The sequence below is a fragment of the Nocardioides dilutus genome, assembly GCF_054779555.1.
This window is the reverse complement of record NZ_BAAGYA010000003.1, coordinates 1,066,781-1,081,512: the sequence shown is the minus strand read 5'-3', so window position 1 is coordinate 1,081,512 and position 14,732 is coordinate 1,066,781. Positions and strand designations below refer to the sequence as shown.

Genomic DNA, 14,732 nt, shown 5'->3' with positions numbered 1-14,732 from the left:
ACGCAGACAGTGGAGCCGGACCCTGTCCGGATCCTGCTCGTCGGTGACTCGGTCACCCAGGGATCGTCCGGCGACTGGACCTGGCGCTACCGGCTGTGGCAGCACCTCGAGTCCAGCAGCCCGACGCCGGTGGACCTGGTCGGTCCGCGCACGGACGTCTGGGACTACCTCGCCGACCAACCAGGCTCCCAGGCCTACGTGGACCCGGCGTTCGACCGGGACCACGCGGCCCGATGGGGAATGACCCTGGCCTTCGCCGACGCCCCCATCGACGACCTCGTCGAGACCTACCAGCCGGACGTCGTCGTGGAGATGCTCGGCACCAACGACCTCATCTTCCTCAACCACACGCCGGCGCAGGTGGAGGAGCACATCGAGAACTTCGTGGCCGGCGTCCGCAGCGCCGACCCTGACGTCGACGTGGTGCTGTCCACGGTGACCCAGACCTGGTTCGCGGGCGCCCCTGAGCTGAACGGGCTGCTCGCCGACGGTGCTGCCGAGCTCGACACCCCGACCTCCCGCGTCCTGCTCGCCGAGGCGCACCAGGACTACACAAGGAGCGAGCACACCTTCGACGGCAGTCATCCCAACGCTCAGGGTGAGCTCGTCATCGCAGCGTCGGTGGCCGACCAGCTGGCCAGCCTGGGGATCGGCACGTCCCCGCAGCGCCCGCTGCCCGCGGTCCCGCTCGGCCCCCGCATCCCGCCGGTCCTCAGCGGCGACGTCGAAGAGGGCCAGGCCCGGTTGTCGTGGACGCGCTCGCCCGGCGCCGGGACGACGCAGCTCCAGCAACGGGACGTGACCACCGGGAGTGACTGGGTCGTCGTCGCGGATGAGGAGAAGGGCCTCTCGTGGACGCCCGGGTCGCTGCCCCTCGACCACGAGGTGCAGTTCCGCGTCCTGCCGCGCAAGGGGTGGCAGTTGGCCGCTCCCGACGCGGCGTCCAACGTCGTGACATTGACGGTGCCACGTCTCCCGGGTCGACCGAGGGTGTCGGTGGCCGTCCGGGGCCCCCGGTCCGTGCTGGTGACCTGGAAGGGCGCCCGGCGTGCCGAGACCTACCTGGTCGAGCTGCGCCGGAAGGGCCGTCCGGGTTGGCGGCCGGTCGCGGTCGAGCGGGTACGTCCACGGCTCGTCGTGCGCGACCTGCGTGCCGGCGTCTTCTACGTCCGGGTGACGGCCACTAACGACGGCGGTGCCGGACCGACGTCCGACCGGGTCCGGTTCAGGCTGCCCTGACCGGACCCGAGCGGCGTCAGCCGGCGGCGGGAGCCCGGAACTGCGGGTCGTCCAGGTGCGAGCGGGGCGGCTGGGCGGGACCCATGCCGTCGTGGAAGGCGAGGCGGACGGTCTGGATGCTGAGGACCACCGCGATGGCGAGGAGGATGATGAGTGCGGTCATGGCAGTAATCATGCTGCTGACGTGATCCTGCCACGAGTGGCAGGAATGACACCCTACGTTGATTTTCTGCCAGATGTAGTCCACGATGGGCGCGTGGCTGATCTGAAGACCGTGGCGGTGATCGTCCAGGACGACGCCGAGCCCTTCGGGCTCGGCTCGCTCGTGGAGGTGTGGGGAGAGCCCGAGCACCCCGAGGACCGCACACCGGTCTTCGACTTCCGGATCTGCACGCCGCGCCCTGGCCGGATCCGGGGCCGCTCGGACTTCGACCTGTTCGTCGAGCGCGGCCTGGAGGCCACCCTCGACGCCGACCTGGTCTGCGTGGCTCCCAAGCACTCCTTCCGCGACCACGACGACGCCGTCCAGGAAGCGATCGTTGCCGCCCACGACCGGGGCGCGATCATCTACGCGCACTGCTCGGCGGCCTTCGAGCTCGGCGCCGCCGGTCTGCTCGACGGCCGCGAGTGCACGACCCACTGGCGCTACACCGACCTGATGGCTCGCACGTTCCCCGAGGCCAAGGTCAAGCCCGACGTCCTCTACTGCCACGACGGCAACGTGCTGACCGGCGCCGGCTCCGCGGCGGGCATCGACGCCTCGCTGCACCTCCTGCGCGAGACCTATGGCGCCCGGGTGGCCGCGACCGTGGCGCGCCGGATCGTCGTCCCGCCGCACCGCGACGGGGGCCAGGCCCAGTTCATCGCCCGGCCCGTCCCCGACTGCGACGCCGAGACCCTCGGCCCGCTCCTGGAGTGGATCGTCGGCCACCTCCACGAGGACCTCGACGTCGAGAGCCTGGCCAGGCGCTCGCTGATGTCGCCGCGCACCTTCGCCCGCCGGTTCCGCGCCGAGACTGGCGCGACTCCGCATTCGTGGGTCACCCGCCAGCGGGTGCAGCGCGCCGAGGAGCTGCTCGAGCAGTCCGACCGGTCGATCGAGTGGATCGCCAGCGAGGTCGGGTTCGGCAACGCCGCGACGCTGCGCCACCACTTCACCCGGGTCCGGGGCGTGAGCCCCCAGCAGTACCGCCGTACCTTCTGCGCATGAGCCCTGCCGACCGGACGGCCGACGGGCCGGCGGGCACGTTCCTGCTCGGCGTCGGGTGCCAGAAGGGCGGCACCGCCTGGATGCACCGCTACCTGGAGTCGTCTCCGGAGTGCGACCCCGGCTTCCGCAAGGAGTACCACGTCTGGGACGCGCTCGACCTCCCCTCCGGGCGGCTGGCCCGGGAGCGGATCGAGAAGCAGGGCGGCCCCCGGGCCCGGTTCCTGCACGACCACGACCACTACTTCGACTACTTCGCAGGGCTGCTCGGTCCGGAGCGGGCCCGGCTGACCGCCGACATCACCCCGGCCTACGCCGGCCTGTCCGCCGAGCGGCTCAGGTTCGTCCGCGGCGGGTTCGAGACCCGAGGCGTGCGGCCGGTCGCCGTCTACCTGATGCGCGACCCGGTCGAGCGCATCTGGTCGGCCGTGCGGATGGACGTGCAACGGCGCGGCGCGGAGGGCCCCGAGGACCCGGATGCCGTCGAGGCGCGGCTGCGGGTGGTCTCCGACGACGACCAGTACGCCCGGCGGACGCGCTACGACGAGACGATCCGCCGGCTGGACGCGACGTTCGGGGACGAGGCGGTGTTCTACGGGTTCTACGAGCGGCTCTTCGAGATGCCCACCCTGCGCGAGCTGTGTGCGTTCCTGGGGATCGGCTTCGTCGAGCCCGACTTCGGGCGCCAGGTCAACGTGTCGCCCAAGCGCCACGGCGAGCTCTCCGACGAGACGGTCCAGGCACTGGCCGCCCGCTTCGCCCCGGTCTACCGGGCCGTCGAGGCCCGGTTCCCCGAGGTCGACCTGCCGGCCCTGTGGCCGAGCATGCGATACCTCTGATCGGGGTCAGGGGAGGGCGTCGCGCCGGACCTTGCCGGTGAGCGTCCGGGGCAGCGCGTCGAGCCGGGTCCAGGTCTTCGGTCGCTTCGGGGGTGCCAGCCGCTCTCGCACGAACGCGTCGAGATCCGCGGCGCTCGCCTCGCCGACGTACGCCGCACACACCCGCTGCCCCCACGCGTCGTCGGGGACGCCGTAGACGGCGACGTCCGTGACGCCCGGGTGCTGCTGCAGCACCTGCTCCACCTCGAGCGGGTAGACGTTGACTCCGCCGGAGATGACCAGGTCCTCGCGTCGGCCCTCGAGGAACAGGTAACCGTCCTCGTGCAACCGGCCGAGGTCGCCCACCGTGAACGAGTCGCCCCGCCACGCCGCGGCCGTCCTCGCGGGGTCGCCGTAGTACTCGAAGCGCGCGTGCCGCGGCACGGCGCACCAGATGGTCCCGTCGCCGTCGACGTGGATCCGGCGGCCGGGCCGGGCCCGGCCGACCGTGCCCGGGCGACTCAGCCACTCCTCGCTGCGGCAGGCGGTGAACTGGCCCTCGGTCGACCCGTAGAACTCCCACGTCGAGCCCTCGGGGAAGAGCTCCACGAGCCGCCGCTTCACCGGCTCCGGGCAGGGTGCGCCGGCGTGCGCCACCAGCCGGAAGGACGACAGGTCGGGCACGCCGGCCTCGCCCCAGTGCGCGAACAGCCGCTGCAGGTGCGTGGGCACGCAGAACATCGTGGTCGGTCGCTCGTCGCGGATCGCCGCGGTGACCGTGGCCGGGTCGAACGGGCCGGCCATGACCACTCGACCGCCGGCCAGCCGGGTGCCCATCGCGAACCGCAGGGGAGCGGAGTGGTAGATCGGGCTCAGCACCAGGTTGACGTCGTCCGCGGCGAAGCCCCACAGCTCGCGCTCCTCCGCGACCAGGGCCGTGGCGTCGTCTGCGCTCAGCAGACCACTCCAGACGCCCTTCGGGGTGCCGGTCGTGCCGCTGGTGACATGCATCGGCCGGGCGCGGGGGAGTCCGCCCGGCGGGAACGCCGCGGCCAGCTCGGCCAGCGCGTCGGCCTCGTTGACGATGAGGGTCGGGTCGAGACCGGCCAGGATGCGGTCCCGCTCGTACACCGTCAGCCGCGGGTCGAGCGGGATCGGGATGACACCCGCGGCCAGCAGGCCCAGGACGACGTCGAGGTAGGTCCTCGAGCCGGGCACCAGGAGCGCGACCCGGTCGCCCTCACCCAGTCGCTGCCCGGCCACCAGGCGACCCTAGTGGCGCGTCCCCCAATTCGCTTGCCCGTCGCGACGCCCTGCATCCCGCCTGGCTGCGTTGTCGTCGCTCGCAGGAGTACCAACTACAGCATCACTCCTCCGCCTTGCCAGCCGGGCGCAGGACGTCGCGCCGAACGGCAAGCCAATCGGGAGACACACCCCTAGAGTCCATCCATGCGTGTCGGACTCACCGGGGGCATCGCCTCGGGCAAGAGCACCGTCGCCGCGATGCTCGTCGACCTCGGCGCCGTCCTGATCGACGGGGACGCGCTGGCACGTGAGGTCGTGGCCCGCGGGACACCGGGTCTGGCCCAGGTGGTGGAGGAGTTCGGCGAGGGCATCCTGACGCCGGAGGGCGACCTCGACCGCCCTGCGCTGGGCCGGATCGTGTTCGCCGACGAGGAGGCCAGGCGCCGGCTGGAGGCGATCACCCACCCGCTGATCTTCGAGCGGTACGCCGAGCTGGAGGCCGCTGCCCCACCCGGGTCGCTCGTCGTCCACGACATCCCCCTGCTGGCGGAGTCCGGGCGCGCCGACACCTTCGACGCGGTCGTCGTCGTGGACGTGCCCGTGGAGGTGCAGGTCGAGCGGATGGTCCGTGACCGCGGGTGGACCCGCCAGGAGGCCGAGTCCCGGATCGCCGCCCAAGCGAGCCGCGAGGACCGGCTCGCGATCGCCACGCACGTCATCGACAACACCGGCTCGCTGGACGAGCTGGAGGAGCGCGTGCGCGACCTGTTCCGAACGCTGGTCGGCCGCGCCACGGACGAGCTCGAGCGGTAACGGGCCTGGCAGCTCGTTTCCGGGTTACGGTCCCGCACATGCCTCGCGTCTGCACCCTGTCGGTCCTCAGCCGAGCCTCATTGCCCATCCTGGCGGCGCTGATCACCTTGTGCGCGCTGCTGACCCCGGCGTCTCCGGCGCGCGCTGCGGACGAGCCGGTGCACGGCCTCGCGGTCATCGGCACGGACGTCGGCATGTTCCCGGCCTATGACCCCGCGGTGGCGAGATATGCCGTCACCACCGGGGAGGCCACGGCCGGCACGCTCACGGTCACCGCGACGTCGTCGGACCCCGATCGGCGGATCCACTTCAACGGGATCCCTGACCCGGACGGTGTCCGGACCTTCATTGGACTCGATGAGGGTGACGAGATCGCGGTGTTCATCCGGGACTCCGGGGGTCTGGCCCGCTACGCGCTGATCTACCTGCCCGCGGGCTTTCCGGCTCTGGAGAGAGTGAGCCCCGACGAGTCGCTCGGTGAGGTGGCGCCGGGCCACGTCCTCCTCACGCTGGGCCTCTTCCTGTCCCCGTCCGACTTCTACGAGACGGCCGTTGACGTGAACGGGGTGCCGGCCTTCGCGCGCGCGATGGTCCGGGCGATGGACCTCCAGCGCCAGCCCAACGGGAACTTCTCCGTCTTCAGGCCGACGACGGCACCCGGACGCACCGGGTCCGACCTCATCGAGCTGGACGCGGGCCATCAACCGGTGCGGACCTGGCGCACTGTCGGCCTGGTCAACACCGACCCCCACGACGCGATCCTGCTCCCGGACGGTTCGGCGTGGCTCATGGCCTATGAGCCGAACGCGAACACAGACCTCGTCGACGCCGTCATCCAGCACATCGCGCCCGACGGGGATGTTCTCTTCTCCTGGACCAGCGCTCCGTACGCGTCGGAGACCACCGTGGATCCAGCATCGGACTTCCATGCTGACTACGCGCACATCAACTCGTTCGAAGTGCTCCCAGACGGACACCTCCTGGCATCATTTCGCCACCTGAGCTCCGTCTACAAGATCGCCACCCATGCCGATGGGGCCCACCTGCCGGGAGACGTGCTCTGGAAGCTCGGCGGCCGAGACAGCGACTTCACCTTTCCCGACGGCGACGCCGGCCCGTGCGCCCAACACACAGCCCGCATGCTTCCGGGCGGCAACGTCCTCATGTTCGACAACGGTTCATGGGCCGTGAACTCCCAGACCTTGTGCGTCGACCCCGCAGACCCGGGCGGTCCGTCCGTCGCGCGAACCAGCACGCGCGTCGTCGAGTTCCAGCTCGACGAAGTGGCCGGCTCCGCCGAGCCCGTCCGCAGCTTCAGTCCGTCCGGCTGGTTCGCACTCTTCGCCGGGTCGACTCAACCACTTCCTGCGGGCGCGACCATGATCGGCTGGGCTGCCGAGACCCGTGCCATGGCGACCGAGATCAGCGATGGCGGAGAGGTCCTCTGGGAGCTGCGTGATGCATCGTCGGGTTTGCGCTACTTCAGCTATCGCGCCCACAAGGCCCTGGTCCCCGACGTCACCCTGCCGGAAGTCGCCGTCACCGCGCCCACGGATGGTGCGTCGTACCTCGAGGGTGAGTCCGTGGTCGCGGCATACGAGTGCACGGATCGCGGCGGCTCGAGCCTGCAGACGTGTTCTGGCCCGGTCGAGCCCGGGCAGCCCGTCCACACCTCGACGCCGGGCACCCACAGCTTCCAGGTGACTGCCGCCGACGGGGCGGCGGGAGTCACGACCGTCACCCGGACCTACTCGGTGCTGCCCGTCGGGCGGCCGGACGCGGCGATCAGGGTGCGCGGTACGCCGGACTATCGCGGCCTGGGCCACTACGGAGGCAGCGCACGCCAGCGCGTCAAGGCCACGATCGACCGACCGGGTGGCAAGGCACGGGTCCTCGTCAAGCTCACCAACGACGGCGCAGTCGCTGACCGACTGTCCGTCGAGGTGCGCGAGGACTCGCCGTGGTTCCGGGTGAGCGGCAGCTGTGCGGACCACGAGACCTCTCCCACGCTCGCGCCCGGACAGAGCTGGGTCTGTCGGCTGAACGTGACCCGCCTCGCGGCCGCGCAGGCCGGCCGGAAGACCCTCGTCCGGGTGCCGGTGCGATCGGTGACGAACCCGTCGCGGCGAGATGTGGTCGCTGTCAAGGTCCGCGCCCGGTCGGTGGACCCGGACTAGCCGGGTCCTAGGCGGCCAGGTCGGGATCCGCGATCCGGCGCAGCTTCTGCAGCGCCTCGCGCTCGAGCTGGCGGACCCGCTCGGCGGAGATACCGTGCTTGAGCCCGATGTCGGCGAGCTTGTGCTGGCGGCCGTCGACCAGGCCGTAGCGCGACCGGATGATGTCGGCGGCTCGCTCGTCGAGGTGCTCGACCAGGGTGTTGAGCCGCTCGCGCGACTCGACGTCGAGGACGCTGAGGTCGGGACCGGGCGTCGTCTGCTGGGCCATCAGGTCACCCAGCGAGGTGTCGCCGTCCTCGTCGACGGGGGAGTCGAGGCTGACGTGCTCGCGGCCCCAGGCCATCAGGTCGAGGACCCGGTCGAGGTCCATGCCGAGCTCGGCGGCGATCTCGGAGGGGTCGGGGTCACGGCCGAGCTGGCGCTCCAGCGTGCGACGGGCGCCGCCGACCTGGTTGAGCTCCTCCACGACGTGCACGGGGAGCCGGACGACGCGCGCCTGCTGGGCGATGCCGCGGGTGATCGCCTGGCGCACCCACCAGGTGGCGTAGGTCGAGAACTTGTAGCCCTTGGTGTAGTCGAACTTCTCGACCGCGCGGATCAGGCCGGTGTTGCCCTCCTGGATCAGGTCGAGCATCGGCATCTGGGCGCGGCCGTACTTGCGCGCGATGGAGACGACCAGGCGGAGGTTGGCGGTGATGAACGTGTCGACCGCCTTGCGGCCCTCGTCGGCGAGCCACTCGAGCTCCTCCTGGGTCGCCGACATGGGGGCGCCGCCCTTCTTGCGGCCGACGCGGCCCTCCTTGAGGAGTGCCTCGGCCATCAGTCCGGCCTCGATCGTCTTGGAGAGCTCGACCTCGGTCTCGGCGTCGAGGAGGGGGTTGCGGGCGATCTCGTCGAGGTAGAGCCCGACGCTGTCGCGGCCCTCGATCTCGCGCGTGGCACCGACGTTGCGGCCGGTGGCCGTCGCCTTGGTTGCGGTTGCCATGGGGTCCCTCCTTGCCCTGCGTGGGACCCTGGAGGTCACACGACATCAACAACGCCCCCGGTGACCCGAAGATTCCCTGTTCACACGGGCTCGTGGGGGTGCTTACGCCTTGATCGACGCTCGAGCGCGCCGTGGAGTTGCCTGATGAGCGGAATCTCAGGGACTTCTCAGGGGTGATCCGGAGCCGGGGCCTCCGGCGGATGGCTCAGACCCGTCCCGACTTCTCGGCGAGCCCCATCCGGTCGAGGATCCACGCCAGCGTGAACGCCCGGTCCTTCCACGCCTTGTAGCGCCCCGAGACGCCGCCGTGCCCGGCCGCCATCTCGGTGCGCAGCAGCACGTCCTCGCCGTTGAGTGCGACGGCCCGCAGCCGGGCGACCCACTTGGCGGGCTCGACGTAGAGCACCCGGGTGTCGTTGAGCGAGGTCTCGGCGAGGATCGGCGGGTAGGTGATCGGCGCGACGTTGTCGTAGGGGGAGTACGACGCCAGGTAGTCGTAGACGGCCGGGTCGTCGGCCGGGTCGCCCCACTCGTCGTACTCGGTGACCGTGAGCGGCAGGCTGGCGTCGAGCATGGACGTCAGGGCGTCCACGAACGGGACGCCGGCGACGATGCCACCGAAGAGGTCGGGTGCCTGGTTGGCCACGGCACCGACCAGCAGTCCGCCCGCGCTGGCGCCCTCGGCGACCAGCGTCTCCGGGCTGGCCCAGCCGGTCTCGACGAGGTGCCGGGCGCAGGCGACGAAGTCGCTGAACGTGTGCTGCTTGGCGAGCATCTTGCCGTCGTCGTACCACCGCCGGCCCATCTCGCCGCCGCCCCGGACGTGCGCGATGGCGAACGCCGCCCCGCGGTCCAGCAGCGAGAGGCGGGCGACCGAGAAGTAGGGGTCGATGGACAGCTCGTAGGCGCCGTAGCCGTAGAGCAGCACGGGCAGGGGGCGGGGGGACCCACGCCGGGCCACGATCGAGATCGGCACCCGCTCACCGTCCTCGGCCGTGGCCCACAGCCGGTGCTCCTCGTAGTCGGCGGGGTCGTAGCCGCCGAGGACCGGCGCCCGCTTCAGCAGGGTCAGCTCGCGGCTGCGGACGTCGTAGTCGTAGACCGAGGCCGGGACGGCCATGGTGGTGTAGCCCAGCCGGACCGTGGGACGGTCGAACCCGGGGTTGCCGCCGGCCCCCACGGTGTAGATCTCGTGGTCGAACTCGACGAGGTAGTCGTCGGTCACGGGCGCGGCGGGGTCGGCGCCGAGCTCCAGGACGCGGAGCTGGGTGAGGCCGGCGCTGCGCTGGCTGACCACGAGGTGCCCCGCGAACGCGTCGACGTTCTCCAGTCGCACCGCCGGGTCGTGGGGGACCAGCGGCGTCCAATCCCCCGCAGGGGTGGGGGCGATCGGCGCGGTCCCGAGCTCGAAGTCCGGGCCGGTGGCGTTGTGCAGGACCAGGAACCGGTCCTCGCCACCGAGTACCGCGTGGTCGAGCGAGTACTCCAGTCCCTCGCGGCGCTCGGCGAAGACCCGAAGGCCCTCCTCGGGTGCGTCGGCGTCGAGGAAGCGGTACTCCGAGGTGGTCTTCGACCCGCTGGCGACCATGATGAAGCGGTCGCTGCGCGAGCGGCCGACGCCGACGAAGAACCGCTCGTCGGTCTCGTGGTGCACCAGTTCGTCGTCAGCCTGGGTGGTGCCGAGCAGGTGGCGCCAGACCTTGTCGGAGCGCCAGGCGTCGTCGACGGTCGTGTAGTAGAAGCTCCGTCCCTCCCGGTCCCAGGTGGCGCCTCCGACGACGCCGGTGACCTCGTCGTGGAGCTCGCCGGTGGCAGCGTCGGCACCAAGGTCCTTGACCCGGATCGTGTAGCGCTCGTCGCCCACCACGTCGGTCGAGTAGGCGAGCATCGTGCCGTCCGGGGAGACGCTCGAGCCGCCGAGGGAGAAGAACTCGTGGCCCGCAGCGAGCGCGTCGAGATCGAGCAGCACCTCTTCGCCGGGCAGCGCGGGCAGGTCCGGCGTCGCGTCCTCGTCGGGCCGGGGCGGTGTCCAGTCGTCGGGTCCCCGCACGGGAACCCGACAGCTGGCGCCGTACTCCTTGCCCTCGAAGGAGCGGCCGTAGTACCAGTGACCGCGGCTGCGGGTCGGCACCGAGAGATCCGTCTCCAGGGTGCGCGCCTTGATCTCGTCGAAGATGGCCTGCCGCAGGTCCGCGAGGTGCGCCGTCCGGTGCTCGGTGTAGAGGTTCTCGGCCTCGAGGTAGGCCGTCACTTCCGCGGAGTCCTTGTCGCGCAGCCAGTCGTAGTCGTCGACGCGGGTCCGGCCGTGGTGTTCGGTGGTGACCGGACGGCGCGGTGCCACCGGAGGCTGTGCCATCTGAGGCCGGGAGATGGGTGGCTGCACGCCGGCGAACCTATCCGGGCCTACCTTGGATGCCGTGCGGTACGTCGACCTGAACGCCGACCTCGGCGAGGAAGTCACCGACGACGTCGCCCTGCTCGAGGTGGTCACCAGCGCCAACGTCGCGTGCGGCTACCACGCCGGCGACGCCGAGATCATGGCCACGGTGTGCGAGCGCGCCGTGGTCCTCGGGGTGACGGTCGGCGCCCAGGTCTCCTACGACGACCGGCTGAACTTCGGGCGGCTGGCGCTGGACGTCGACCCCGGCGTGCTCCGCGACCAGGTCGCCGACCAGGTGGGCACGTTGTCGGCGATCGCGGCCGCGGCCGGTACGACGGTGAGCTACATCAAGCCGCACGGGGCGCTCTACCACCGGGTCCTGGACGACGGCGCCCAGGCGGCCGCCGTGCTCGAGGGGTCCGGTGCGCTTCCCGTGCTGACCATGCCGGGTGCCCTGGCCCGGCTGGCCGCCGCGGCCGGCCGGGTGGTGTGGTCCGAGGGCTTCCCGGACCGCGCCTACGGCGCCGACGGCCGGTTGCTGCCGCGCGACCGGCCGGACGCGGTGCTCGACGACCCGGAGGCGATCGCGGGCCGCGCGGTTCACCTGGCGCCGGAGGTCGACTCCCTGTGTCTGCACGGGGACACCCCTGGTGCGGTCGCTCATGCCCGGGCCGTCCGGCGGGCTCTCGAGGACGCCGGCTGGACGCTCCGCGGGCTCTGATGCCTCTCCACAGGCAGTGGACCGCAGGTGTGGAGAACCCGGCAGACCTGTGGAGGTGACGGGCTGTTCTGTGGAGCAAACTGTGGGACCAGAAGAATGTCGGACTTTCTTCGCCGAACCCCTTGCGCGGTGTCGGAGCCAGGGCATAGAACTCTCCCACCGAGCCACCAGCGGGAAGGCCGAAAGGCCGGATCGCAGAGGGTTCGGGGATCAGATCGGCACCACGATCCACACCGTGACTTCGGTCGCGGCGCCGGCCCAGGACGGGGTCGGTGGGATCCGCAGAGCCGGTCGGGTCGAGGTGGGCGTCCACCTTCCACCTCAAGCCGAGGGCCGCTTGGTGCTCATACCACCAGGCGACTCTCACCAACTCCGATCGACCAGCGGCTTGCCGTTGCAGATCGGGGCCGAGCTGGAGGAAGGATCCACACCGCGACTCCGGTTGCGGCGTCGGCCCGGTGACGGGGGCGGCGGGATCCGACAGACAGCGCGGTCGAGGTGGGCGTCACCTATCCGCCTCAAAGCCGAGGGCCTCTTGATGCTCATACCATCAAGAGGCCCTCACCCTTTTCTCGCACCTACCGTGCCCAACTTCGGCCTCGGGTCGCAACTCGACGCGCACCGCGCCTCAGACTGTTCACGTGACCGACACACCCGTGACACTCGCCCGGGTCGGACCCTCCGCTCTGCGCGTTGAGGTCGCCGACGTACGCCGGGCACTGGCCCTGGCGGCCTGGGCCCGCTCCTTGGAGGTGGCCGCGGCCGAGGTCGTGCCCGGCGCGCGGACGGTCCTCTTCGACGGCGTGGGGGACCTGCCGGCACTGGAGGAGCTGGTGTCCTCGTGGACCGGTGACGATGCCTTGGTCGAGCCGGGCCCGCTGGTCGAGGTGCCGGTGACCTACGACGGAGCCGACCTGGCCGACGTGGCCCGTCGTTGGGGCACGGATGCCGACGGGGTCGCGGCCCGGCTCGCGCGGACCGAGCTGGTCTCGGCGTTCTGTGGGTTCGCACCGGGGTTCGCCTATCTCAGCGGGCTGCCCGCCGACCTGTCCGTGCCGAGGCTGGTCACGCCCCGGCCAGAGGTTCCGGCGGGGGCCGTGGCGGTCGCGGACCTGTGGTGCGGGATCTACCCGACCGCGTCGCCGGGAGGGTGGCGGCTGCTCGGCCACACGGACGCCACCTTGTGGGACCCCGCCGGCGACCCCCCTGCGCTCCTGGCGCCCGGCACCCGGGTCCGGCTGGTGGCGACGTGACCGTCGGCGCCAACACGATCGGGGCCAACACGATCGGGGCCAACACGATCGAGGTGGTGTCCGCCGGGCCGCTGACCACCGTGCAGGACCGGGGACGCCCAGGGCTCGCCCACCTGGGCGTGCCGCGGGCCGGCCCGTTGGACCGGCCGGCCGCGGAGCTCGCCAACCGCCTGGTCGGCAACGGTCCGGATGCGGCGCTGCTCGAGGTGACGCTCGGCGGGCTCGTGGTCCGGCCCGACCGGGGCCTGTGGGTGGCGGTCACCGGCGCCGGGCGGGAGCACGCCCGGGCCGAATGGGTCGCCGCCGGGGAGATCCTGACGGTCGAGCCGCCGGCCGACGGCGTGCGCTCCTACCTCGCCGTGGCCGGCGGCATCGCCGTCGAACCGGTCCTCGGTTCCCGCGCCACCGACACCCTCGCCTGGGTAGGACCTCCGCGGGTGACCGACGGCGTCGAGCTGCCGCTCGGTCCGGCGTCCGGTGCGCCGCAGCCGCTCGACACCCCGCGACCGCCGCCGGCGGGGCCGTTGCGGCTGTTCGCGGGGCCGCACGCGGCGTTCTTCGAGGAGGGCGCGCTCGCCGCCGTCTGCGCCGCGGCGTACGCCGTGCGGCCGGAGTCGAACCGCGTCGGGCTGCGCCTGCAGGGACCGCAGGTGCCGCGCCGGGGTCCCGCCGAGCTGCCCAGCGAGGGCATGGTGCTGGGTGCCGTGCAGGTGCCACCGGACGGGCAGCCAGTGGTGCTGCTCGCCGACCACCCGCCGACCGGCGGCTACCCGGTGCTCGGCGTGGTCCACCCCGACGACCTGTGGCAGTGCGGCCAGCTCCGACCCGGGGAGACCGTCCGATTCAGAGGTGCTTGATCCACTCCGCGGAGTCCTCGACCGCCTCGAAGCCGATCTCCTTGTTGATGTTGACCATGAAGTCGTTGGTCTCGGCGTTCTGGGTGGTGATGCGCCGCTTGTCCGGGTGGGCGGTCTGCACGGCCTGGATGTTGGCGATCTTGACCGCCAGCCCGAGCCGGTGACCCCGGTGCTCGCGGTGGACGAAGGTGCCCCACTGGAAGACGTCCGTGCCCTCGCCCCTGGCGACCGCCAAGGTGGACTGTGCGACCACCTCGCCCTCCGGGCTGAGCGCGACGGTCTCGAAGAGGGAGCGGCCCATCGCCTCGGTGGTGGCGTAGCGCTCGCGCAGCCGCTCGGGGGTGAACGCCTCCTCCTCGAAGTGGACGAGACCCGTCGGTGCGTCGACGGCGAGCTGCCCCAGCAGCAGGCACAGCGACTCCGCGAGCTCGTCGGGGAACTCGTCGACATAGGTCACGATCGAGTAGCCCTCGTGCCGCTCGGCCGCCTTGTCGGACCACGCCTTGAGGCGCTCGTCGGGCACTGGGAGGGGGAGGTGCCGCACCACCTCCACGTTGGAGAACATGAAGCCGCACGCCTCCGCGAACCCCCGGGACGGGTGGGTCTCGCGCTGGCCGGGCGGGATCTTGGAGTCCGTCAGCAGCATGGTGCGGCCGTCGAGGCGAGCCCGGTCCGCGAGCTCGGCGACCAGGGCGCGCCCGACCCCCCGGCGGCGGGCGGGCGGGTCGACCCGCAGGTCGAAGTAGACCTTGTCGACGTTGTCGAGCACGGGGAACCAGGCTGCGCAGAAGCCGAGCAGCGTGTCACCGTCGTAGGCGCCGAACACCTCGTGGCGCTCGCCGCTGTCAGGGGTGCGATATGCGCCGGTGAACTCCTGCAGCGTCCAGAAGGGCATCGCCTCGCGCCTGGTGGCGCGCTCCTCCACGGCATAGAGGTCGCCGATGACACCGTCGTCGGCGATGTCGAGATCTCGGAGGTCCACGACCGGTCAGCCTAGGCAGCATCGGTGCGGCAGCAACACTGGTTTTCCGACGTGA

The 14,732-nt window shown here is 71.6% G+C and carries 13 protein-coding genes; 8 read left to right on the top strand and 5 right to left on the bottom strand.

Going from position 1 to position 14,732, the window contains the following annotated elements; all coding sequences use genetic code 11:
- The first annotated feature begins 9 nt into the window (after nucleotides 1-9).
- A complete protein-coding gene (locus ACYVC6_RS20885) occupies nucleotides 10-1,239 on the top strand; it encodes a GDSL-type esterase/lipase family protein (RefSeq protein ID WP_460716414.1) in 1,230 nt (409 codons plus the stop codon).
- A gap of 16 nt (nucleotides 1,240-1,255) precedes the next feature.
- Here ACYVC6_RS20885 and ACYVC6_RS20880 read toward each other — a convergent pair whose 3' ends face one another.
- The gene (locus ACYVC6_RS20880; RefSeq protein ID WP_460716413.1) at nucleotides 1,256-1,402 is read right to left on the bottom strand and encodes a hypothetical protein; all 147 of its coding nucleotides are present in this window, start codon (nucleotides 1,400-1,402) and stop codon (nucleotides 1,256-1,258) included.
- A 93-nt stretch (nucleotides 1,403-1,495) separates the two neighbouring features.
- On the opposite strand from ACYVC6_RS20880, the gene ACYVC6_RS20875 reads away from it, so the two are divergent.
- Together ACYVC6_RS20875 and ACYVC6_RS20870 are read left to right on the top strand one after the other, a co-directional pair.
- The gene (locus ACYVC6_RS20875; protein WP_460716412.1) at nucleotides 1,496-2,449 is read left to right on the top strand and encodes a GlxA family transcriptional regulator; all 954 of its coding nucleotides are present in this window, start codon (nucleotides 1,496-1,498) and stop codon (nucleotides 2,447-2,449) included.
- Nucleotides 2,446-3,285, top strand: coding sequence for a hypothetical protein (locus ACYVC6_RS20870; protein WP_460716410.1), 840 nt, complete (start codon nucleotides 2,446-2,448; stop codon nucleotides 3,283-3,285). The genes ACYVC6_RS20875 and ACYVC6_RS20870 overlap by 4 nt, the downstream gene beginning before the upstream one ends.
- Nucleotides 3,286-3,291: 6 nt before the next feature.
- On the opposite strand, the gene ACYVC6_RS20865 is transcribed toward ACYVC6_RS20870, so the two are convergent.
- Nucleotides 3,292-4,527, bottom strand: coding sequence for a class I adenylate-forming enzyme family protein (locus ACYVC6_RS20865; protein WP_460716408.1), 1,236 nt, complete (start codon nucleotides 4,525-4,527; stop codon nucleotides 3,292-3,294).
- 186 nt (nucleotides 4,528-4,713) lie between these two features.
- Here ACYVC6_RS20865 and coaE point away from each other — a divergent pair, with 186 nt between their 5' ends.
- Together coaE and ACYVC6_RS20855 are read left to right on the top strand one after the other, a co-directional pair.
- Nucleotides 4,714-5,322 (top strand): dephospho-CoA kinase, encoded by a 609-nt coding sequence (gene coaE, locus ACYVC6_RS20860; RefSeq protein ID WP_460716407.1) that lies wholly within the window; start codon nucleotides 4,714-4,716, stop codon nucleotides 5,320-5,322.
- A 38-nt stretch (nucleotides 5,323-5,360) separates the two neighbouring features.
- Nucleotides 5,361-7,499, top strand: a complete 2,139-nt coding sequence (locus ACYVC6_RS20855) for an arylsulfotransferase family protein (protein WP_460716406.1) — start codon at nucleotides 5,361-5,363, stop codon at nucleotides 7,497-7,499.
- 7 nt (nucleotides 7,500-7,506) lie between these two features.
- Here the strand turns inward: ACYVC6_RS20855 and ACYVC6_RS20850 are convergent, their stop codons facing one another.
- Entirely contained in the window at nucleotides 7,507-8,484 is a 978-nt protein-coding gene (locus tag ACYVC6_RS20850; RefSeq protein ID WP_460716404.1) for a sigma-70 family RNA polymerase sigma factor, read from the bottom strand.
- 205 nt (nucleotides 8,485-8,689) lie between these two features.
- The gene (locus ACYVC6_RS20845; RefSeq protein WP_460716403.1) at nucleotides 8,690-10,867 is read right to left on the bottom strand and encodes a S9 family peptidase; all 2,178 of its coding nucleotides are present in this window, start codon (nucleotides 10,865-10,867) and stop codon (nucleotides 8,690-8,692) included.
- 34 nt (nucleotides 10,868-10,901) lie between these two features.
- Here ACYVC6_RS20845 and ACYVC6_RS20840 point away from each other — a divergent pair, with 34 nt between their 5' ends.
- The 3 genes from ACYVC6_RS20840 (at nucleotide 10,902) to ACYVC6_RS20830 (ending at nucleotide 13,695) form a co-directional block, all read left to right on the top strand.
- Nucleotides 10,902-11,585, top strand: coding sequence for a LamB/YcsF family protein (locus tag ACYVC6_RS20840; protein ID WP_460716402.1), 684 nt, complete (start codon nucleotides 10,902-10,904; stop codon nucleotides 11,583-11,585).
- A 641-nt stretch (nucleotides 11,586-12,226) separates the two neighbouring features.
- Complete coding sequence (locus ACYVC6_RS20835) at nucleotides 12,227-12,838, top strand: 5-oxoprolinase subunit B family protein (protein ID WP_460716401.1); 612 nt, start codon at nucleotides 12,227-12,229, stop codon at nucleotides 12,836-12,838.
- Nucleotides 12,835-13,695, top strand: a complete 861-nt coding sequence (locus tag ACYVC6_RS20830) for a 5-oxoprolinase subunit C family protein (protein WP_460716400.1) — start codon at nucleotides 12,835-12,837, stop codon at nucleotides 13,693-13,695. The genes ACYVC6_RS20835 and ACYVC6_RS20830 overlap by 4 nt, the downstream gene beginning before the upstream one ends.
- Here ACYVC6_RS20830 and ACYVC6_RS20825 read toward each other — a convergent pair.
- Entirely contained in the window at nucleotides 13,682-14,677 is a 996-nt protein-coding gene (locus ACYVC6_RS20825; RefSeq protein ID WP_460716399.1) for a GNAT family N-acetyltransferase, read from the bottom strand. The genes ACYVC6_RS20830 and ACYVC6_RS20825 overlap by 14 nt on opposite strands.
- Nucleotides 14,678-14,732 lie beyond the last annotated feature (55 nt).